This window comes from Agrobacterium tumefaciens (assembly GCA_025559845.1).
Classification (GTDB): Bacteria; Pseudomonadota; Alphaproteobacteria; order Rhizobiales; family Rhizobiaceae; genus Agrobacterium.
This window is the reverse complement of the sequence record CP048470.1, coordinates 1,636,327-1,658,335: the sequence shown is the minus strand read 5'-3', so window position 1 is coordinate 1,658,335 and position 22,009 is coordinate 1,636,327. Positions and strand designations below refer to the sequence as shown.

The window sequence follows — 22,009 nt, the reverse complement described above, 5'->3', positions numbered from 1 at the left end:
TAAACGCTTAGGCTTTAATCGTCACTCAATCCCTTTGGGAACATAAGGCCCAGCGCAGCAAAAACTGCAAGTGTTAAGGTGATTGAATGCACGATTTCGACCAACGCCCGATGGCCTATTCATACATCCGTATGAGTTCGAAACGCCAGATCAAGGGCGACAGCCTTAGACGCCAACTTGAATTATCAAAAAAGTACGCAGAGGACCATAACCTTCACCTCGATGAAAGTTCAATGGTCGCTGACAAAGGCGTGAGCGCATGGACAGGTGCGAACCTCACCGAAGGCGCGTTTGGGCAATTTCTGGCGGCAGCAAAGGCAGGGCATATCAAGCCGGGAAGTTACCTGCTCGTTGAAAGCCTCGACCGACTTAGCCGCCAACAGGTTCGAACAGCCCTGCTCCCGTTTATGGAACTTATAAACGCGGATATCACTATCGTCACGCTTGCCGACAATCAGGTGTACTCGAAGGCGACCGTAGACGCGAACTTTACGCAATTGATCATCTCTCTGACGATCATGGCCCGCGCCCATGAGGAAAGCGAGACGAAGAGTAAACGCTTGCGGGCTGTAGCGAAGAACCGCCTAGAAAATGCCGCTAAAGGTGTGGGCCGTTTCAGCCCTATGCATGTTGGTTGGGTAGACAGTGAGCGGGTCGGAAACGACCGGTGGACTTTTAAACTGAACGACCATGCAAACGCCGTTCGCCGAATTTTTGCTCTTGCGGATAGCGGATTAGGCCAAGTTACGATCACCAAACGGCTCAACGACGAGGGAGTGCCTACCTTTCGAGGAAAGGGCCTTTGGTTTCCGGCGAACGTTGGACGAATTATGCGGGACGAAACCGTAGTTGGGACTTATCAGCCCACGCATGTTGTCGAAGAGGTGAGACAGCCGTTCGGCCAGCCCATAAAAGACTACTATCCAGCAGTCGTAAGCGAAGAACTGTTTTGGAGAGTTCAACGCGGCATAAAGGTAGGATTTGCCAAGGGCCGGCATAAAGGCAACCGCATCGCCAATCTGTTCTCTGGCCTTATTACGTGCGCTCATTGCGGAAGCATACTTCGGCTACGAACCGGAACGCCTCACAAGTATCTGTATTGCGATAACCTCTACCGGGCGGGGAATTGCGCGAGCGGTGGTGGCCTGTATCGCTATGATCGGCTTGAAGATATTGTTTTCAGAAAAATTTCCGAATTAGACCCGGATCAAGAGGCCGGTGGCAAAGCCGACGCTCAAACTCGCGAACTGCTCCTGCAAAACATCAAATCCAACGAAGATGAGATACTGAAGCACGAACGCGCATATAAAAACTACATGGCTTCTCTTGCGCTCGTGGATGATGATGATGCGATGCGCCGAGAAATCACGGCGGAAATGAAGGTTGCGCGCACGAAAATTGAACAGACCAAGGCGTTGGTGTCGGAGCAAAAGGAAGAACTCGCCAACATCGATACAAAGCGGAAAGAAATCGCGTCGATTGCCGAGCGTATGAACCTAGAACGGTTGGGATGGTCAACTGGATCAGCCGAAGAAGTCTTCGATAGTCGCGCTAGAGTGGCGAAGATGATCAAACGCTTTCTGACGACGATGACGATCAATTTCGATGATAAAATTTTGATGGTCGCGCTCGCTGGTGGACTTCGCGCCTACAAGTTCAACTACGATGGTGAAATTGTTGATCGATACGACATCGCGCCATTGCTGAATAGGCCAATAACGCCAGTCATGTATAACGATGGGGATGGATCGACCAGACTGATAACGGGTGGGGCCTTGAAACCTGAACATTTCACGACTGACATTTCAGCCAATGATTTCGATTTAAGAGAAGATCGTTTGAAGATCATCCGCTCCATGTCTCAGCCAAAATGAATAAAAAGGGGACAATTGCGTCGCAATCGACAGCGAATTGACATAAATCAAGTGATAGAAAGTGTCGTTGATCGAAGGCCAGCCCCCTTCTCAATTTGACGTGCCCCCCACGACGAGATGTGGTTTTCGATCAACACCTAAAACACCAATTCGAGACGATGTGGATTACGTTTTGATGATGTAGTTCATTGCGATGTTTCTTGGTCTAGATTCATTGCCGCCTGATCCTTGAATCGAAATACCAGTCGTTGCGCCCCACGTAGAGCCGAAAGAGTAAACGGCTGGTGGCTGGTCGATGGCGGTAGAACGTCCGGTGCTGGCTTGTCCGTTCTGTACCCCGCCGTGGCTATGGCCGGGATCGTTAACCCCGTGACCGTGCCACTTGTTGTCTGAGTCCTGATAGGAGCCGAGAGTACGATTTGGATCAAGGCCGCGTCCATTGTCCTTACCGCGTACAAACAAGCCTCGAAGGTCTGGAATGTTGAAAGTGGTGCTTCCATCGCCAGTCCCGTAATATCCTCCCAACACCGCAAATAACCCTGCATACGTTGTACGAGAAACAGCAGCACCATTGCAGATTAGCCATCCAGCAGGTGCGGTTTCCGTCGCCCAAATGGTTATAGAGCCGGCAGGCGTGTTGATCGCAAGGGCGTTGTGGATAGCATCGATTGCGGCCTGCAAACCCGATACAGTGGAAATGGCCTGTGTTCCAGTTCCGTTGGCACGCGCTAGGTAATATGTGCCGTGCTGACCGTCTAACAGGTCGGCATCAAGCGATTTCCCTGCACCGACATCTGCAACAGTGAGAACACGATTGCCGCCCTGTGTGAGCGATCCGCTTACAGTGGCATTGCCTGTGATTGCTGTTGTTCCAGCAATGGCAGTGTCACCGGTAACATCGATGCCACCCGCGCTAATTGTCACCGTGGATGAGAATGTCTTGCCGGTCATCGTCGCTGGCAGACGCGCATTGTTGACTGTGCCGGTTGCCAGTGCTGTTGCGTTCAACGCTGTAAGTGCTGCGCCATTGCCTGTGAACGTAGCCGCAGTGAGATTGCCTGTGAATGTCGGGTTCGAATGTGCGAACTGCATACGGAATGCCGTTCCCAAGTAAGCGAGACACACTGCCTGTCCTGCAACAATCTGACCCGCTTCGAGTGGAGCGCCACCTGCACTTAGAATATCTCGGTTTCCAAGCCCGTTGATGTTGATGGTTACAGGGCCGGTATTTGTTTTGTCCGCGACGAACCAATACTGGCCCGGATAGTAGGTTTCGGGTGCCTTCGGGTAAGTCAGTACGTAGGCATTACCGCCTCCCGAACTTGTATACGTGGGGTTGCGAAGCAATACGTCACGCTTCACCCCACCCTTGATTGCACGGATGACTTCTGGAACGGTGTTCGGGGCGTCTTCTTTCGCTACGCCATCAGGAGATGGATGAACGTTTGCGTCATCCAACGGCTCCCACATGCTATTCATAATATCGGACATAAACTGTTCACCTGCTTATTATTTTTGTTATCGAGGCTTTGAATATTTATCTGAGGCAGCACTTTTTGAGGCTCAATCGGCCTCGCCAATGCTCTGCAAATACTGTCTCAGGATTGCCTTAGTCGCTTCGTCACGAGCAGTTCGAATGAACTTCTTCATCGCTCCGACAACCTGCTTATCGGGTTCGCCTTTGACTGAGCGTGTCAGGAACTTGAGTGTTTCGGGGTTCGTGAACATCTTGTTCGAAGCACGAGACACTAAGAAGTTTTTGCCCATCACAGCAGCAGTCACCGGCAGTGTCGAACCACCAGATGCAACACCAGCAAGCGCGCCAACCTGCTTGTCACCAAGCATATTGTTGGCCCACTCCATCCCGGCTTTCGCCAGCGTGCGATCCTTGTTTCCGGCTTTAATGCTGTTCTGATACTCAGCGAGTTCCTTCACAGCGGCACGGAAATTGTCGGCTTCCTTGCGAAGCGTAGAACCGTTTTTGACGTGTCGGAAGAACGCATCTTTGGCCTCGTCAGCCCATGCATCGTAGTCAGTGAGCCAACGCGTCGGTGAAAACTCACCCTGTCTGTTGACACCGAGTTTGTTGACGGTCGTTGAGAACACGTCCTGCACGGCTTCCTGTCCACCACCCAAGCGGACCTGTTTCATGATGTCGTTGACCTTCGTGCCGTTGTTTTTCACACCGGACGAAATCAGACGATAGAGGCTTTCTGGGGTGTCCTTCTTGAGCAATTTCTGCATCGCTGGTGTGGACACAACGCCTGTGTCTTGTTTTGTGCGCTTGGAGAAGTTCGTCGCACGCTTCCACGCTGCTAGTGCTTCATCACCGCCCTGTGCTGCTGTCGCTTCCATGTCCTTTGTGATCGCACCATAGAGGCGACCATACATGTTGCGAGTTGCAGCAGGCGCATTGCGATCAAACGCGATCTCACCAATACGGGTGCGGGCTTCTTTCAGTGCGTCAAAGCCTGTCCCCTTTCGGATATCCGCACGCAAAGCATCGGCCTGTTCAAGCACACCCTTGTAGGTGCTGCCCAAATTGAGTTTCGCGGACTCTCCGGCCTTGTTGAATTCAGCAGTGACGCTTTCAACGAATTCGCCTGTCGATTTACCAACAGCCGGAAGATCGCCGGTCAATTCACCGACTTCATCAAACATGCGAGAGGTCTTCGTTTTGACGTTCTGGCTAAGATCGCCAACGCTATCGCGAATGACCGCACCGGCCTCTGCTGCTGACAGGTCGGAGCCGCCGGTCATGTCATTGCGGATTTTACCCCAGCGGTTAGCGAACTGATCGTTGACGGCATCAAGACCTTCGCGCACGTCCGGTAGATTTCGAGCGGCCTGTGCTTCTGCCTGCGCAACACGCGCACCACCGATCATGCCAGGAGTAGGCTTGATGTCAGCATCGCTGAATGTCTTCAAGCGTTGCGCAGCACCTGCGGTATCATCGACAAGGCCACCGAGTTCACGAGCGGCCCTGCCTTCTGTAACATTCGGCACAGCGCGGCCAGCAAGCGAACCAACGCCGCGAACGGCACTGCCGACAGCCTTTGTTGCGAGTGGGCCTGCAACTTCACCAGTTGCGCCGACAAGCAGATCGGTCGCACCGCTGGACAGACGATCACCTAGATCGCGTGTGTCCTCGTCACCGAACCACCAGTTAAGTCCCTTCTGCGTTGCGCGTTTACCCGCCGCATATCCGGTAGCACCGCCAGCAATCGCACCGGCACCCGTTCCGACAGGGCCAGCAGCAGTACCAACAGCGCCACCGGCTGCACCAGTCAGCGCACCTGAAACGCCGCCAACTGCTTCTGGAATGAACTCGGCAACATCGCCCCATGAAGGCAACCAGCCCTCACGATTGAACAGCATGGGCTTGCCTGTTTCCGGGTCGGTCATGATGTAATTGCCGTTTTCCAACGGTTGCGCGTCGGGAGCAAATGACCGAATGGCACGCAAACGATCTTCGGGCGAAGGCAGACCAGCAACACGAGCGCGGAGCGATGCGGGTGCTTCCTGCTCGATCTTCTCAATGTTGATGGGGGTTTCGTCGTCGTAGAAAACCGTATTGCCTTCCTGACGGGTGAATGGCGCTTCCGGTCCAGCAATCTCGTAATCGTCGGGATTCAAACCCTGCTCGATCAAATACTGTCGATCTGCCTCGCTAAGACCAACCTCAACAGGTGCAATCTCGTAATCATCCGGGTTTAGCCCCTGATCGCGGAGATATTGACGATCTGCCTCTGACAATCCCGACTCGGGATTAGACGGCTCAACCTTGTTTTCTAGTTCTTCGGGCTTCTTGTTTTTCTTATTTTTTGCACTCGGACCCATTATGCTCGCCTTGTAAATCCACCGAAGCCAGCAAGGCCGCCACGGCGCTTTTTCATTTCCTCTTCTTCAATTGTCGTAGGCTTCGCGCTCGATGCGACATCGAATCTGACCTCAATCGGATTGCTGTTGCCGCGAGGTGCAGCAACAACTTGTGGGGCTTGATCTGCTCGGGCGAACGCTTTGGAGAAGCCGCCTATATCGGCAAGCAGACCATCATCGCCATCAAGTTCCATACCCCAGAGTTTGCGGGGGTCGCCTTCTTTTCCGGTCCCGCTAAAACCAAGACCGCCCATCGCCTCACCGATCTGCTCCCCGGCCTTCTTCAAACCCGGATATTTGACCTCTTCGGTGTTCGCGGCTGCAACCTGAGTGGGTGCTGTTGCGGCGGCGGCTTCGGGATTACCGAGCAACTGGTTCGCGTAGGAAAGACGCAACGCGTAGTTATGACCGTTCGTAGGATTGTCCCATGAGAAGCCCGCTGGACGCTCGTAGGCAATCGCTCCTGTCGTTGCCGCGTTCACGTCCTTCGCATTGCGGATCATGCTTCCGGCGCGTTGTTCTGGTCCGTTCAACTCGTGCACGTAGTAGTCAAGTTGCGTATCGAGGTCGCTGACATCGGTTCCACGACGCGATGCGAACGAGTGTAGACCCTTCGCACGATCACCATTCCACTGGCCGATACCGATGCTATCCGAGCCGTCGCGACCATCGCCCTTGTTACGAGCGTTTGTGTTGAACGAGGATTCGGCCATCAAGTTACCGACGATGCCAGCGGATTGCTCATCCGAGAAACCGTGCTTCTTGCGGTAGTAGTTGTATGCGTACCAAGCGTTATTGTTCAGTGCAGGACCGGACATTAGCGACCTCCCTGACGCGGACGCACTACACGGCCATCTGGAAGTCTAATAGCCCCCTGCGGCACTGCTGCCGGGGTTTCCTTCACTTTGAGTGAAGTGTTTGCATTGTTGTCGCGCTGTACTAGATCTTTCTGCTTGGCTTTGAAACTTGCAAGCGGATCAGGCAGATTGCGCATCTGCTCCATTGCTTCGGACTGAGTGATTTCACCGGCCATAGCGCGTTGCGCAATCGTACCCATGTCACGCTTGTAACCGGCAAGTCCGCGCATCGCGTCGATAATCATCGCGTTACCTTCAGGCGTACCCTGCAACTGCGGGAGCGACTGCTTGAACAGTTCAAGGTCAGCATCCGACATAGCACCGGAACCGGCTGGACGCTGTTGCGGAACCAGTTTGTTGATCATGGCTGCTGCCAACTGAACGCTGCTTGCGTTGTTGCTGACCATATCGCCAATACCCCACTGATTAGCAGCGCCGATCACGAGGTTAGAGAAGCCACCCGGCGTTTGTTCAAGAGCGCCAGCCAGCGTTTCAATGTTGTCGATATCGCCACGAGCATTGAAGCCGTCTTCGGAAAGAGACTTGAACATGTCGGCGGTTTTCTCACCGGCCTTTTCAGCAAACTTGGTGTCGCTCGCGGCTTGGTTCTGCTGCTTCTGGTAATCTTCCATCGACAACACCGGAAGACCTTTGCCCTCACGTTCGCGATTGATGCGATCCAGATTGACTTGGACATCTGTGGTGCGAGTTGATCCATCGGCCTTCTTGACCTGCCAATCACCGAACGACATAGGCGTGCGACCGCCTGCGTTTTCCTGTTCGACGTAGAAGCGATATTCCTTCATGTCGGCTGTGTCGGCTAGATTGCCCTGCCCGCCTACCAACTTGGTTGCGGCGTCGTATTCACCGATCTCATTGTAGAGAGCAGCAACTCGGTTTTTCACGGAAGCATCTGCCATCCAGTTTGGACCGGCCTCATTGATGATCTTCGCAATCTCAGCCTGAACGCGATCTTTCTTAGCGGAAGCATCGAACGACATCTGATTAGCGCGAAGATGCTGCTTGTTGAGTTCGATCTGCGTTGCGTCCTTTTCGGAGCCATCAAGCGAATTTGCAGCAGCGGTCATACCGCCGCCGAGTGCTGACCAAACATCCTGACCGTTGTTCGATCCCAAGATGCCGCCGCTCATTGCCATAAGGGCCGAACCAAGACGACCTTGACCGTCCTGGCCAAGTCCATCCCACCAGCCGCCTATACCGCCGCGCTTGGCTTCTTCTGGTGTAGGGGCCGGAGCACTGACTGAACTCGTCGTGACGGGATCGAGTTGTGGGGCAACTGGTTCTGGATGAGGTGTCGGAACCGGAGCCGGCTCAGGCGAACCCAACAGCACCGAACTAAACGGCGAACTCGGATCGACTTTCACCTCTCCGGTATCGCCAAGCAGTGCAACGACGCGGTTGCGTCGCTGCTCTTCGATTTCTCTCAAACGTTTGATTTCTTCCGGTGTCAAAGCCATTACGCTGCCTCCTGTTCAAATACGCTGGTCGAGATGAACAGTTTGTCATTGTACTGAGTGACAAGTTCCGGGTGCACTTCCTGCAACTGCTGCGCCAATGGGCCTTGGTGATTGTCGTTCTCACCAATGTAGTTGTAGGAGTACCACTCAACGCCATCTTCTCGCGTGTACAGGTATTTAACGTTTTCTTTGAAACGAGCGTCAGAAAGGGCAAACAGTTTGGTTCCCAGACCAAGCGCACCTGTTAGGCCACCAAGAATATTGGTGAAGGCGCTATTGCCGCTCGTTGTCGAGGTCGTTGACTGGTAGTTGCCGCCATTGAGAATGTTCGCGAAGTTAGCCAACTGCTGCAACGGCATCTGCTGGTTATAATCCCACTGCTGGATTTTCGCGTCCAATTCCTGCTGTGCACGAGTGTCCTGTGCAGCACCAACAGCACCCACGGTTTCAGCCGGGGCAACTGTGTTCTGGTAGACGTTACCGGCCTGACCAGCAGCAGCCAACGATGTGTTCGCGCTTGCGTTGCTTGCAGAGTTAGCGGCCTGTGCTGCCGACTGCTGTAGACCTGCATTCGCCAACTGGTTCTGAACACCGCTGTTGTAGTTGGAGTTTAACTGGCCGAGCAGACTAGATAGGTTGCTAATGTTGTTCTGGTAATTGCCATCTGCCGCACCCGCTGCACTCATCTGTGTGTTTGCGTTTTGCGCATAGGAATTACCCAACTGCTGCGCACCACTGAGCAGGTTGTTGAAGTCGCTGTTGTAGTTGTTCGAAACTTGGTTGTTCGCGGCAAGCATGTTCTGCGTGTCAGTGTTGTACTGGTTCGCATACATGTCGGTCGCGACCTTCGACATTGCCGTGGCCGCTGTGCTGTCCAAGTTATTCTGCTGCACAGCCTGTGCACCGGAACCGGATCGACCGAAAGCAGCAGCACCGCTGTTGAGGGCCGCTGTATTCTGTTTCAACTGGTCAGCAATGTTGCCCTGCGCATTTGCAATATTCTGCTGCAAATACGGGTTGTTTCCGATCATCTGCCCGGAAGCCATCGCATTGAGGTTGGCAGTTGTCGGATTGCTGGAATTCGCAGCCGTATTGTAGACGCTCGATGCAGCACCGACGCCGGGGCTAGTTGTCGACATCAAACTATTATAGGTGCTTGTACCGGGAGCATTGCCAGATGCGACGTTGCCGATTAGGTTCTGCAAGCCCTGTGTAGATGGGTTGGTGCCCAAGTTCACACCGCCCTGCAACTGGCCGAGCGTGTTCATCGCCTGAGTGTTAACGCCACCAGTCGTCGCAATGTTGTTGTTCACGGCCTGCGCGTTGTTGAGAGCACCCTGCCCTGTCTGCGCGGCCTGCAGAGCCATCTGCTGAGCCGTCAATGTGTTCTGCGACAGACCTGCAACTGTGTCGCCCTGATATGCTTGCGGCTGACCTGCCTTCAACGCCGCATTATATTGAGCATAAACGTCTCTGAGATATGGATCAGCACCGGCCCAAGGCTTCGCTTCTGTTGTTGTTGTTTTTGGACTTGAAGCCATCAAAGCACCTCTTTGGTATAGGTATTTTCTAATTCATTGTGGGGTTCCGTTTTAAAACCGTTCGCTTCCAGAACACGCTTCCAGCCCTTGCGACCGATGGCAACAAGCCTGCTGTAACCGTGGGTGCGAACGTAGTTTTCCACCTCTGGGATAAGATCGATGATCTCTTCGAGTGAGCCATTCATTCGACCGCCGACCATATGCATGAGTGCAAACTTGCCGTCGTCTTCGAGGTCGAAAATGCTGGCAAACCCCGCGTGTTGCTCCGAGTGACAAAATGAGACCAGCGCATAAGCATTGGTGCTGCTGATGAGGATCAACTTGCGAGAGCCGATTGCCGCCATAACCTCGCGTTCAGTCATTCCGCTGTTCTCGTACCAGAGAGTGTTCAACACCCACGGACGGACGCGTTCATATTCCTTCAAGCACTCATCGAAATCATCAAAGACGCTAATCATCAGACGGCCCCCATGATTACGAAGCCGACAACACGACCGGCAGCACCGGCAGTGTGGGCAATTGTGAAAGTGCCGGTCCCGGTCGAACTCACGTATGCACCCGCGTTGTTGCCGGATGCATTCTTGCCCTGCACGAGTACGAAACTCTGAGAACTCACCTTCGGATTGGTCACGACCGTTGTTGTGCCGGTTCCAAGCGTGACTTCGCCGGTCGTGTCGGAGACCTGGCGGATGACGAGGTTGAGCGTTGTGCGCAGGTTCGATTTGTCATCGATGTTACTGATCGAGTTGATACGCATCATCGACCTCCTGCGGGTACGAAATCGACCTGCAACATCGACACCTTGTCCCACTGACCAGACAGTTCAATTCGGAAGCGGTGATAGCGGGCCTGATTGCGATGGTAGGCAAAGCCAGTTTCGCCGCTGACGGGAACCGGAGACGTCCACTGCACTGGGCTATTTGAGAGGTTGCGGAAGCCCACGTACATGCTGGCGTTTCCGTAACTTTCAAAGATCGGGCGTGTTGCAACGACTGTTGCTTTGTCCTGTCGGGCGTTCTGTGTTTTAGCCAATTGGAGTTCGGCTGTTTCAAGTGTCGCAGTGAGCGGTTCACCAGTCAGCGTGTAGACAGTGCCATTCGCGTCCAAGCCCCAAAGGATGGCGTTACCACCAGCCCACAGCGGGGAGTCAAAAGGAGCAGGCATGTTGCTGATTGTGCCGTAGACGATAGTGAGACGATCAATCGTCCACGCCAGCGTTGCAGCCGAATACAGGTAAGGGACCGTCGCCACTGCAATAGACCAATCCCCTGAAACGTAATTGTAGATCAACTGCGTGTCGGGACGGCCATTCGAAGCGGCGTTCGATGCGAAGGTCCAATAGATGAGTGTCTTCTTTGGATCGGCAACCGCCGTCATCTGCTCCGCATAGTCGGAATTGAAGATGCTGTAGAAGAACTTGTCGACCTTACCAGCGCCGATTGGCTCAAGACCCTGACCCGGAGTAAACTTGTAGAAACCGGCATCATCCAAGAAGTAGGACGCACCATCAACTTCAACGATGCTTTCGGAGAACGCACAGCCCTTGCCGTTGATGGCCGTTGTGAACTCGTAGATCCACGGCGTACCAACGTAGTGCATTCGTACGATGGCCTTCTTGCATAGAAGCCAAACGTCCTCATCGACCACGATACCGTTGATCGCTCCAACGTCCTGCACATCCTGAAAGTCAGCCTGTGTTGTGTTCGGGTTGAAATTCCAGTCGGTGGGATTTTCCAGCGCAGACCAACGAACTCGGTTCGGGACAAAGCCATCAAGCGGGTCCCATGTATTGCCGAGCATTACGAAACCGCGATGCTGTGCGATGTGACGGCCCTTAACTAGCGTTGTCAGATTGTCGAAATGCGTGCCGCTATCCAGATTGATGAACTGCGGATAATCGCTGAAATTGGTTCCGATGATCGCAGTCCCAAAGCGCACAAAGTTCCAACGCTCGTCCGTTGTGGTCGTGTACGCGCCAAATGTACGAGTGGCATCAACCCACTTGTTTTCGCCCTCACTGAATCGGTAGAGCGCTTCTGCTGATCCCGCAAAAACCTTGTTCACACCAATCGAATCCGAACCGATGACAACACCGCGAGGACGGCTTTCCATTGTCGAGTTAGCGAATACCTGACCGCGATTGATCGGCTGATACGTGACCTGGCCTTGTACTGCCCCAAGGCTAGGAAGCACGTTCTTAGCAACCGTTAGACCGGGATTGCTGAGATCGGGATTATCGGGTCTCCATGAAGTCAGAGGGATATCAATTACCATGCAGCACCGCCTCCAAACGAGTTGGGTGCTGCTGGATTGCGACCTTGACGGTCATCCTCTGCAACTACTGCCAGTGCTTCGCCGAGGGACTGTTTCTCAAGTCCTTCGGCTACATCATCTTTTGCCCAGCGATACAGTTTGGCGAGAACACCATGCAGATAGACATTAGGGAAATTCGTGAGAAGCCAGTTCGTCGGATTGGTTTCTGTGAGCGCAGGAACCTTTGCCGTGTAGACGATCTGCGCTTTTTTGATATCAGCGCGACCAACGAACACATACTGCTTACCGACTTGTCGATATCCGACCTCATCAGCGTAAACGAGCGTATCACGAATACCGAGTTGTCGGGTCGCGCAGCCATCAACCTTGACATCGCGGGCTTTAAGAAAGTCTGCGGGTAGAGTGACCTTGCCGCTCGAAATGGTTAGATCAACGACAGTCTCAGAAAGGTAATGAGTGACGAGGGTTTTGAGGTCTGTTTCAAAAAGTTTGATGAAAAGGTCAACCGGCGCATCGCTACGGAGCGAGTAATCTTTGACCGCCGAGATCAGTTCATCTCGTGTTTCGATATCCATGTTTACGCCTTCCAGTCATTGACCTTGATTCCGGCGTAGGTTGGATCGTTGAGGACTTTTCGAATGTCTTCGTCGTAGTCCATTCGGCCCTGCTTTTGCAGCGCGAAGAACATGCCTTCGGACATTGTTGCCATGTGCACGAAGTCACCGTGGCTACCAGTTTTGTTGAAGTCGTTCTTTAGTTTCTGGTTTTCTTCGAAAAGTGGTTCATCGAAAAATTCATGGTGGATTTGGACGCTTTCGCCGTCCCGCTCCATTACGACCTTGTGATATGGGGAAGGCCAATATTCGACTTTTCCGCGTTCGACCAATTCACCCAAATGCATCATTACGATGTCGTTATCTTCCATGCTTCACGCCTGATTTTCTTATTATTTTTTATGGCTTTGATTGATGGGGCTTTGCGCCCCATCAACATATTTACAGCACTGGATTAAGCAGCGAGGCGATCAGCCAACTTGCCATTACCGGCTTCGTTCTTGCACTCCAGAGTTACTTCTGTAAGCAACTGATAGCGTGTCGCGTCGCCTGTACGAGCAAGTTCCTTCTTCTCGTACTTGCGCAGACTAGCCACTGCCCAAAGTGTCGGATCGATGAGAAGAACAGTCGTTGGAGACACGTAACGCGAAGTGAGAACCTTCACGATACCGAAGTCGGATTCGTAGAGTTTGACGTTCGAAACGACTGTGTTCTTGGAAGCATCCTGCATCATCTGCGCGTTGCCAGAGAATGTCGAAATCTTCTGCTTGAGCGAGCCGTTTGCGAACGCTGTAAGAGCGCCGTCGCTGTGCTGCCAAACTTTTGAGATTGCTTCCTTGAAGTCTGCTTCGGTCAGCACTTCCTGAGTACCAGCAACGACAGCGCCGGTTACGGAAGATGCTGGATTGAAGCCCGGAGTAGAACCACCCGCACCGTGCATTGCGTTTGTGGAGATCAGGTTAGAGGCACCGGCAAGTTTACGAATTCCTGTAGCAACTGAAGCGTTCTCGGAAACGAAAGCAGCCTCTTGGTCGCGCTTGATTTCTTTTGTCTTCTTAGTTGCCTGACGGCCTAGTTCCGACTTTGTACCGGCTGTGTTCGACGCATCAAGCGTTCCGGCAACGTCGATTGTTTTCGTGAAAATCTGGCAGTAGTTACCGAAACGCTCTGGGCCTTTCTGTACGGCTGCGGCTGCGTCGGCACCTTCTGCTGCTGCATTGTCTGCATTCGGTGCTTCGAGCGTGTCCGACAAACCTTCGTGGTAACGACCAGTTGCCGTTGTCTTGCCGATCATAGACAGGAATGGGGTATCTTCTGGCGAGATATCGCTGATTACGTCAGAGAGGTCTTCGCGAACGTGCTTTACGTCTGTAGTCTTTAGTGTGGCCATTTTTGGCTTCTCCTTATTGTTTTAGGCTTCACTTTGAGTGAAGTGAGTAGTTAGAAATAACTTTCGAAAAATTTGCTTGCCGCTTCCGCCGATCCAGTACGACGCAGTTCTTCACGCGCCTGCTGAGCCTTTGATTTGCGGACAGTTGAATTCGTCGCTTTTGGACTGGTTACTTTAGGGGTTTCAGCAAGTACCTTCTTGGCTTCCGTGGTGGCCGCCTGAACCTGCTTTGCCTTGAAGACATCGTAGATCAATCGCAACACATTGGATTGCGCTACCTCTTCAAGTTCCTTGAGTGAAAAACCGTAGTCGTTGACCATCATATTGGTCATGCCTTGGAGCAACGGCTTTGCAGTCTCCTGCTTGCCGAACTCAGGATAGATTGCGATCAACTCATCACGCGCTTTGAGTTGGTTCTGCTTGAACACTTCCTGTTCGCGGGCAATCATTTCCTCAGCATTTTTGCTTTCCCACGCATGAAACTGACGTAGGAACTCTTCACGCTTCTGGTGTTTGTCCATCTGCTCGGCATACTCGTAAGGGTCACTCTGACGGAGTTCTTCGAGTTTTGCCGGGTTCATCAACTGAAACTCATACGCTGCAACTTCCTTGAGTTCGCGAACAAGTTTTTGATTACTCTGGCCTAGTTCGTATCGGGAAACCTTCGTTTCCTCGATCTCACGAGCCAACTGCTGTTTTCCAACAGTGTAATCCTGCATTCGGAGATAGCCGTCTTTAAGTTCCTTAAAGTTGACCGTTTCGCCGTTCGCGAGAGTGACATTTACATCATCTGCAATCGCCGGAACGTCGGCTGTTTCATCTTCGGATGGTTCGACACTTTCAGAGCCATCGCCATCGGTTTCGTCGTCCGCTTCCGAGTTCCATTCGGATTGTTCATCGTCGGATTCATCAACCTGTTCGGTTTCCTGAACGTCATTTTCGACAGTTTCCACTACGTCTTCGGTGATCGCATCATCAGATGCGTCATCGATAAAAATAGAAGAAAGCGCAGTCATTGCCTCTTCGGCTGTATAACCAGTTCCAGCATTACCCGGATTGTTGGTTTCGGATTCCATGTAATTCCCCTTATGACTTTTGTTTTTATTTATTTGAATATTGCGAAATGAACGCGGATATGCGCTCAGTCCTCGTCATCAACGGCTGTCTTGGTCTTGATTTCGATCTCACCGGCTTCGATGTACTTGCCGATTTTGTGCTCTAGGAACTCGACGGCGTAAGACAGTCCGTGAATGTCTTCGCGATCCTCAACGCTCTTGAGATTGGTCTTGCGAAACTGCTTGAACAGGTCCGCATACATGTGATCTAGCACGTCTCTGAAATCCTGATTTTCTTTGAGACGCTTTGCCTTTAGGCCGAGATCGACAACGGCCTGATTGATTTCATTTTCCATTATTCCCTCTGATTAAATCTGCGGTGGCACTGGCGGCTGCTGTTGAGCGGCCATCTGCTGCATTGCCTGCTGTGCGAGTTGCTGTTGCTGCACTTCCTGCTGCTTGCGCTGCGCATCGGCCTCCTGCTGTGCGATGGCCCAATCAACGTCTGTGCGCTGCTTGTTCTGTTCGGCCTCAAGAGCCGCAACGTCGATTTCCGACTTATATTTGCCGAACAGTTCGGCCATCTTGATTTGCAGGTCTTGGATCATGCGATCACGCTCAAGGTCGTTTTCAACGCGCAGTCTGTATGCCTCGAACTCACGCTTCTGCGCTTCCTGCTGGTTCTTGAGTTCGGCTTTGACCTTCTCGATTTCGACGAGGCCCGCATTCGGATCAGCCGGTGGAGGTGGAGGCGGCAACGTCGATGGGTCAGTGACTTTCGCGGTCACGTCCATGATGCCGAAGTTTTCGGCGATATCGACAATCGTGCTGTAGATGTTCTGCGGGCTAACAGCGCCGGTCTCCATTGCCCCCTGCTGGATTTGCAGGAACTGCATGAGGACTTGGTTCTTGTAGGTTCGATCCATCATGCCAAACGTGATGTTCGTGGACACGTCCATATCAGCGTCCCACTTATCGATCGTCAGCGGCGTGTTGGGGTCTTGGAGGTGAGAAAGGTACTCTGCCGCCATTTCCGGGTTCTGCACGCACAGATCGATGATGGCCTTGGCAGCGAAGCGATAGCCGGTATCAGCGAACGAACGGCAGACTTGCTCGATGAGCAATTCCTGCGCTTGCTTCTGCTCCAACACGGCGGTCGCGGTCACGTCTTGCTTGTCTGCGATGTCGGTTGAGATCATGTCAGCGCCGACGCCCGAAACAGCGTTCATGCGCTTATTGTTCATGTCCAAGAACGGGAGAATGACAGCGCCGTTCGACGGTGGCGTGATGAACGAAATGCCGCCTGTCGGATCGGACGTGCGAATGTTCTTGCCCGGAAAGATATTGAGCGCGTCATCGAGCGTCGTAACATCGGGATTGACCGCTTTGATCGGGTCGCTCTGGAAATGCAGATTGTCGATGTAGGCGCGTGTAACCTTCGTGCTTAGAACCTGTTCCGGTGCAACGCGATCTGCGAAGCCCTGACCAAAAATCGTGCCATCGGTCTGGAACGGGACGAAGACCGCGTAAGGGTAAAATTTACTGACTTCCTCATAGGCCAGGACGACTGGCGCGCTGGCAATATTGCCGGCTAGCGTAATGCGGTAGTGACGGCGCTTTTTGTCCTCGATGGCGATCTTCGTGTAGATCTCGAAAACCTCGATCTCATCGCCAAAATCGGAGAGCGCAGTTGTGTCGTTGATCTTGAGGCCGCGCACTGTTGCAACGCCATCGCCTCGATCCGATGCAATCTCGATCTCATCCAAAATATCCGCGTCATAACCCTGCTCGATCAACTCGGCTTTGGAGACGTAGGAGCGATGACCCTGCAAACGAGCATCGACACCGCCGGTATGCGGATTGAAGGTCGCTTCCTTCGAGACAACGAAATCCTCAACTGCAACTGACTTGAAGCAGAATGTCGGACGACGCTTGATTTCACGGTAGGAGATATCGCGAACGTCGGGCAACATGAGCGCCATCTGCTCTTCGATCTGCTCCGGGGCGAAACCCTGCTGCTCCGCAACGGCTAGCAATTGGTCGCGCATTTCATCTGGTATACTGGCTTTGTATTCGTCGGAATGGGCTTCGATGATGATTTCGCAGTTCTTCTTTCGAGTTGTCAGTTCGACAAGTTTCTCGTCGTTGACGCCCTTGAGAACCTGCAACTTTCCTTCTTCGGGAATGCTATCGAAGGAAACATGCAGCACGCCTAGACCGAACAGACAGCCGCTCATCACCCATGGCGACAAGATGGCAACGTGACTGTTCTTCTCGCGCAGCACATGCTTGATGACGCTGTTCTGCTGCTTGGCGATTACCTTCTTGATGGGGTCCGCAGTCAGCGGAGCGAAGGACACAACTTCCTTCTGGCTATCGAACGTGCGGACAATCTTACCCCGCGCAATGTCTACGCGTTCCTGAATATCGCTGGTGACGTGCTTGGACTTGAACCGGAGTTTGTCATCGTTTGGTAGAGGCTGACGATAATAGCCTTTGAGGTTCTTCTCGTACTGGTTCAGCAGCGTGGACGTTTGAAAACTGATGCTGTTGTTGACCAAGCCGGAAACTTTGTGGGCTAGGTCTTTTGCGTCTTCCAGTTCGTTCGCTGTGAAAATCTTTGCGCCCATTTTATCGAAGGCGTTCTTATTATTCTTCTTGTCCATTGATTTCCTTCAATAAGGCATTCGATAAACCCGCTGTTGTGACTATTTATTTGGCAATGCGTTTTTGGAGGCTCATTCGTAATGGCCGTAGAAACCCGCGTCGTATTCGATCTTGCCGCCGTTGCTGGAAGCCTGCATGAGCGCCATTTTTGACGGTGCGAATGTCAGGGCAAGCGCGTCTGCGAAGTCCGTTGAACGGCCTGTGCGCTTCTTGATCTCCGCTTTCCCCTCGATCTTGTATTTGGGAACTTCCCAATAGTTGGGAGCCGTCAAATCCTCGATAAGTTCGTTGATATTCGGAATGCTGACCTGAAACTCATCGCTGCAAATCCAGTCTCGGAGTTCGACCCACATCATCGCACGCATGTTCAGATACAGGTCCGGTTTGCGCGAGGGTCGAGCCTGCGGCATGACCGCTAGAACTGGCAGACCCGCTGCACGTAGCATTGATGCAACGCCGTGACCGATGCCGTTCGCGTCAACGCAAATCTTCGCTGGACGAAGTGCTTTTGGCGTCTTGTTCCATTCGTCCATAATGAGATTGAACAACTGCACAGTGTCGGTTTTGTCCCACCATCGGAAACGGCTGGTGGTATCGTGGCGAATACAGAGCACGGATTTATCTCGGCCTTGCCCCGATGGATCAAGCCCCCAGATGCGCGGCATATCTTCGGACGGCGGAACATCCGCGTTTTCGATAGCAACGTCGATGAACTCGCGAGGGATGAGCGTATCGGCATCCGATAGCGGAAACTCCCCAAGCACCATCGCTCGATAGTTCGCAGAGGTCACAGCACCGTATGAGATTGCCTGCTCGTCGTGCTTTGCAGGATCATCAATGAAGTCCCTGCCATCACGCATTGTTCCGTGAACTTTGGTCCACTGGTTCATCGTGTTGTTGTAGAACGTGTCGTAGAAGAACGAGTTGATGCGGTTCGGGTTGGATACCAGACACAGTTTCGAGTTGCGATCCACGAGGATGTTCAACAGCGCGCCTGTGAAAATCTCACGGTCTACACCCGTGGCTTCGTCCACGAAAACGAAGTTGTTGGTCTTGTGAATACCGCGTGCGCCTTCGACGTTTTCTTTCGAAACCAGTTTGTATTCGGCAAAGCAGTCTTTGGGTGCATCCTTGCGGAAGGAGCCGGACGCGGTGACATCGTACGCGCTCTGAATCCACTCGGGCATGCGCCCGTACATGGACTGCACTTCCTTCCAGAACACCGATTTCAGGTTGCCCTCATTTGGGCCGAAAATCGTAACTTGGACCTGATTGTGCGTGACGAGCGACCACCACGTAAGGATGGACATTGAGAAGGTTTTGCCGAGGCCGGTTCCGCCACGGAACGTAATGCGTTTGTTGTTTTGAAACGCCCGGATAAACTCAATCTGCTTCGGGGTGAGTTCCGCTTTGAAGACCTGTTTCGCAAACAGAACAGGGTCTTTACGCCATGCTACGATTAGTTTTTTGAGGGCTTCCTCATCCTCTAGTGCGACTTCCATTCAATACCTTTTTATTGGGATCGAATATTTATTTGGATCGCACCAAACCGACTGGATATGAGGTCCAAGACCTCCAAATGTCGCTGAAAATCAGGGGTTTCCCGTAAATAGGAGAAGAACCAACTCTACTATGGAGGACTACGTATGAAACTACGTGTCTACATTGCGGGCCGATACCGCAAATACGAGATCCCGGCGATCCGTGCAGCAAACCCCTCATACAACGAACTCGATGCAACCAAGCACTTCGTTGAAGAGAAATACGGAGCGTGGATTAGCGAGAACATGGACAATGCAACGCATGAATATCTGATCGAGAATGTCTGCGTGGACTATTTCGATATCGATTTCACCTACAAAGACGACGCAGAGGAATTCCGAAAACTCCTTGGCGGGAACTATCTGTGAGGACGATATGGCGAAGAAGAAAAACGAAAACAGCCTGACTTTCACAGACGAAGAAAACCGTCCGACCTACAAATTGAAGAACGGCGAAGTCGTCCCAATGAGCGATGCTCGGATTGCAGCGATGCAGAAGAATGCATGGAAAGAAGGCGAAAGCGGCAACGCTGCTGGCCGTCCGCCTGATCCCGTTGAGACGAAGATGAAAATGTACCAGTACAACGACGAGGCGATTGAAACCCTGCGCGACATCTATCTGAACGGTCAAAATGAAGGTGCACGAGTTAAAGCGGCCATGGCATTCATCACGCCGTTTGTTGCACCCGCAGCGAGTAAGAAAGAGATCGATATTGACGTGAACGTAACAACGCGCAGCGTCAGCAAGTTCTTGATGTCCATCACGGAGGATTTCGAAACTGACCCCTCGCTTATCGACGTGACGCCGAAAAAGCCGGAAGACAAAGCGTTTGAATGACGTTCATACAGCGAGGTATGACCTTCCGCAGCGGCACAATGCGTTTTAGCGCGTGGCCGCGCTGTGTGAGCCTCTGTGCTTCTTTCACATAGCGACCGGCGCTGTTCGAACTTGCTTGATTAACGCCTTTATATCGTCTTCGGTGCTGACCGCCGAACTCCAGTTCTCACTGTGTAGACTGTGGAGGTTTTCAGCCTTCTTGTGGCTTCGTCCACTGAATGCGGTGGTGCGGGCGTGCAAATGATCAACGCTCGGGTGAGAACCGCCACGGAACATTGCATTGTCGAACTCATCCTGAGTGGCTGCTGGTGGTTCGCTTAGAGGCTCGATTCGATAATTCGGAGAATGCCCGGTACCTGACAGGCCAATACGCAGAGAACACGGACCAATCAGTTTTTGTGATTTTAAGAGGTTGCCATACATGGAGGGCAACCAGTCTGATGGCTTGTAAAGCAAACCATTGTTGACCAGAAACTTTATGTCAGCATTGCTCGGTAGTTTCGCCATCAATAAGGCTCCAGATTCGGCACTGCGATTTTGGTGCTGTAAACCTGCCAGGTCAAACCTTTTAAGTACAGAAAAGCCCGCCGTTCCCAGCGGGCGAAGTCCGATTGCGCAAGCGGAATATTGATTATTTCTTCTTCGCACGACCCTTCTTGAGCCGTTCGCTGCGTTCCAGCGAATGCAATGCGATGGTGTCTTGCAGTTTTTTGTCCTGCTCGATTGCCATCTTTGCAGCGTTGAGGATTTCAACGACCTTATCGAGATCAGCAGCACGGAACAGTTTGCTGCCAGCGATTTCGAAAGCGTTGCGACCGATACGCACGATGTAACCGGCTCCGTCTTTTCTGAACCACAGACTGCGCGTGCTAATGTCTTTGCCTGCCTTCACCTGACCAGCGTATTCGATCTGCGTTTTGATCTTATCGTAGATGATATCCAGCGGGTTACGTCCACCAACGTTTCCGGTCGTTGCGCTTGCCTTGAGAAGTTCCAGTGCGTTCGTCATCTTCGATCTACCTTTGCACCAGCAGCACAATTGCTGCTGTGCTTTCTTCCTGTTTCCAGTAGATTCAAAGGGCGAGCGAAGATTGCTCAGTGCGAGCAATATTATGGGTTCGCAATGTATGCTTAGATTGCAACCTGTAGAATTCTAAGACTTTACTACCCGGGCTTTCCCGATTCCCTCGATTTGTTTTTGGACCTGCTGAATCTTATTATCTGACTCTATTATTTCCCGAGGTATAGCGAGTTCGCCAACTATTGTTCGCTGCTTCAGCCTGATCATTCGCTTCACAAAAGCCGTGTAGGTTTCACCTTCTTCATCGTCTTCCAAGCCCAAAATCTTTGAAAAATCTAAGGCTCGAAGCAAAGCCGAGCGCCTAGGCTGTTCACCGTAGAGGACTTTAAGTTGCTCAAGATGATTTTTGAGATCGAGTTCTTTGCTGGATGAACTCTTCGTTTCGATGCGGCGATTGATAACAGACTCTAACTCGTCGTGATTCGCTTCAACAGTCTCTCCGTCTCGACGTATGTATATCGCGGTCGGCTTAAGATCAGTGGTCCCTTTTTTGGGTAGAAATGGAATACGCTCTGGATTGTACTCTATTCTAACGACCTGAAAAAGTTTCCCTTCGAGTTTTTCAAAACCCGAATTCTTGTAAGAAAGGTCCCATAATTCTACCTTCTCCAGAAGCGTAGTAGGCAGAAGATCTTTCAGTTCTTTTGAGAAGTCTGCTTTGTCTTTTAGGCTTTCTAAGCCGATCGCCTCGAACGATCCGTCGTCATTTTCTGACACTCCGAAAATCAGTGTTGCATCGCATGTGTTCGCAAATCCGAGTATCATGCGAGCGACCTCATGCTTCGGTAGCCACTCTCTCTTAAAGTCGACGTCCCGGCCTTCACCAACATGGCTTTGCAGATAGCGATTGAGGCTTTCACGACTTGGTTCTTGGAAGAACTCTCCAAAACTATCTTTCATTCCCTTTGGTGGAGAGGGTTTTCTAGTGTTCATGTCGTGGGTGTCCCTTCCGCTGCTGAGACCTACTCAGTCAATCTTTA

General features: G+C 52.2%; 21 protein-coding genes. 3 read left to right on the top strand and 18 right to left on the bottom strand.

Annotation, left to right across the window (positions count from 1 at the left end):
• Positions 1-86: 86 nt before the first annotated feature.
• On the top strand, positions 87-1,874 hold the full coding sequence (locus FY156_24045) for a recombinase family protein (GenBank protein ID UXS04535.1): 1,788 nt from the start codon (positions 87-89) through the stop codon (positions 1,872-1,874).
• A gap of 165 nt (positions 1,875-2,039) precedes the next feature.
• Here FY156_24045 and FY156_24040 read toward each other — a convergent pair whose 3' ends face one another.
• The 15 genes from FY156_24040 to FY156_23970 form a co-directional block, all read right to left on the bottom strand.
• Positions 2,040-2,825 (bottom strand): tail fiber protein, encoded by a 786-nt coding sequence (locus FY156_24040; GenBank protein UXS05227.1) that lies wholly within the window; start codon positions 2,823-2,825, stop codon positions 2,040-2,042.
• 612 nt (positions 2,826-3,437) lie between these two features.
• The gene (locus tag FY156_24035; GenBank protein ID UXS04534.1) at positions 3,438-5,630 is read right to left on the bottom strand and encodes a hypothetical protein; all 2,193 of its coding nucleotides are present in this window, start codon (positions 5,628-5,630) and stop codon (positions 3,438-3,440) included.
• Between the two features lie 83 nt (positions 5,631-5,713).
• Positions 5,714-6,571 (bottom strand): hypothetical protein, encoded by an 858-nt coding sequence (locus tag FY156_24030; protein UXS04533.1) that lies wholly within the window; start codon positions 6,569-6,571, stop codon positions 5,714-5,716.
• Positions 6,571-8,088 carry a hypothetical protein gene (locus FY156_24025; GenBank protein UXS04532.1) on the bottom strand — a complete coding sequence of 506 codons (1,518 nt, stop codon included), beginning with the start codon at positions 8,086-8,088 and terminating at the stop codon, positions 6,571-6,573. Before FY156_24025 ends, FY156_24030 begins: the two co-directional genes overlap by 1 nt.
• Complete coding sequence (locus FY156_24020; GenBank protein UXS04531.1) at positions 8,088-9,629, bottom strand: tail fiber domain-containing protein; 1,542 nt, start codon at positions 9,627-9,629, stop codon at positions 8,088-8,090. The genes FY156_24025 and FY156_24020 overlap by 1 nt, the downstream gene beginning before the upstream one ends.
• Positions 9,629-10,087, bottom strand: coding sequence for a hypothetical protein (locus FY156_24015; GenBank protein UXS04530.1), 459 nt, complete (start codon positions 10,085-10,087; stop codon positions 9,629-9,631). The genes FY156_24020 and FY156_24015 overlap by 1 nt, the downstream gene beginning before the upstream one ends.
• Positions 10,087-10,386 carry a hypothetical protein gene (locus FY156_24010; protein UXS04529.1) on the bottom strand — a complete coding sequence of 100 codons (300 nt, stop codon included), beginning with the start codon at positions 10,384-10,386 and terminating at the stop codon, positions 10,087-10,089. Before FY156_24010 ends, FY156_24015 begins: the two co-directional genes overlap by 1 nt.
• Positions 10,386-11,903, bottom strand: coding sequence for a hypothetical protein (locus tag FY156_24005; GenBank protein ID UXS04528.1), 1,518 nt, complete (start codon positions 11,901-11,903; stop codon positions 10,386-10,388). The genes FY156_24010 and FY156_24005 overlap by 1 nt, the downstream gene beginning before the upstream one ends.
• Positions 11,897-12,478, bottom strand: coding sequence for a hypothetical protein (locus tag FY156_24000; protein UXS04527.1), 582 nt, complete (start codon positions 12,476-12,478; stop codon positions 11,897-11,899). Before FY156_24000 ends, FY156_24005 begins: the two co-directional genes overlap by 7 nt.
• A 2-nt stretch (positions 12,479-12,480) precedes the next feature.
• Entirely contained in the window at positions 12,481-12,828 is a 348-nt protein-coding gene (locus FY156_23995) for a hypothetical protein (GenBank protein ID UXS04526.1), read from the bottom strand.
• A gap of 83 nt (positions 12,829-12,911) precedes the next feature.
• The gene (locus tag FY156_23990; protein ID UXS04525.1) at positions 12,912-13,847 is read right to left on the bottom strand and encodes a DUF5309 domain-containing protein; all 936 of its coding nucleotides are present in this window, start codon (positions 13,845-13,847) and stop codon (positions 12,912-12,914) included.
• Positions 13,848-13,897: 50 nt separating this feature from the next.
• Positions 13,898-14,923, bottom strand: coding sequence for a hypothetical protein (locus tag FY156_23985; protein UXS04524.1), 1,026 nt, complete (start codon positions 14,921-14,923; stop codon positions 13,898-13,900).
• A gap of 65 nt (positions 14,924-14,988) precedes the next feature.
• Positions 14,989-15,258 (bottom strand): hypothetical protein, encoded by a 270-nt coding sequence (locus FY156_23980; GenBank protein ID UXS04523.1) that lies wholly within the window; start codon positions 15,256-15,258, stop codon positions 14,989-14,991.
• Between the two features lie 12 nt (positions 15,259-15,270).
• A complete protein-coding gene (locus FY156_23975) occupies positions 15,271-17,568 on the bottom strand; it encodes a hypothetical protein (GenBank protein UXS04522.1) in 2,298 nt (765 codons plus the stop codon).
• Positions 17,569-17,640: 72 nt separating this feature from the next.
• Positions 17,641-19,071, bottom strand: a complete 1,431-nt coding sequence (locus FY156_23970; GenBank protein ID UXS04521.1) for a hypothetical protein — start codon at positions 19,069-19,071, stop codon at positions 17,641-17,643.
• 144 nt (positions 19,072-19,215) lie between these two features.
• Between FY156_23970 and FY156_23965 the strand changes: the two genes are divergently transcribed.
• Both FY156_23965 and FY156_23960 read left to right on the top strand, forming a co-directional pair.
• Positions 19,216-19,479, top strand: a complete 264-nt coding sequence (locus FY156_23965) for a hypothetical protein (GenBank protein ID UXS04520.1) — start codon at positions 19,216-19,218, stop codon at positions 19,477-19,479.
• 7 nt (positions 19,480-19,486) lie between these two features.
• Positions 19,487-19,948, top strand: a complete 462-nt coding sequence (locus FY156_23960; protein ID UXS04519.1) for a hypothetical protein — start codon at positions 19,487-19,489, stop codon at positions 19,946-19,948.
• Positions 19,949-20,032: 84 nt separating this feature from the next.
• On the opposite strand, the gene FY156_23955 is transcribed toward FY156_23960, so the two are convergent.
• The 3 genes from FY156_23955 to FY156_23945 all read right to left on the bottom strand — a co-directional run bounded on the left by FY156_23955 (position 20,033) and on the right by FY156_23945 (position 21,962).
• Complete coding sequence (locus FY156_23955; GenBank protein ID UXS04518.1) at positions 20,033-20,596, bottom strand: hypothetical protein; 564 nt, start codon at positions 20,594-20,596, stop codon at positions 20,033-20,035.
• Positions 20,580-20,957, bottom strand: a complete 378-nt coding sequence (locus tag FY156_23950) for a hypothetical protein (GenBank protein UXS04517.1) — start codon at positions 20,955-20,957, stop codon at positions 20,580-20,582. The genes FY156_23955 and FY156_23950 overlap by 17 nt, the downstream gene beginning before the upstream one ends.
• Positions 20,958-21,101: 144 nt before the next feature.
• Positions 21,102-21,962, bottom strand: coding sequence for an ATP-binding protein (locus FY156_23945; protein UXS04516.1), 861 nt, complete (start codon positions 21,960-21,962; stop codon positions 21,102-21,104).
• Positions 21,963-22,009: the final 47 nt, after the last annotated feature.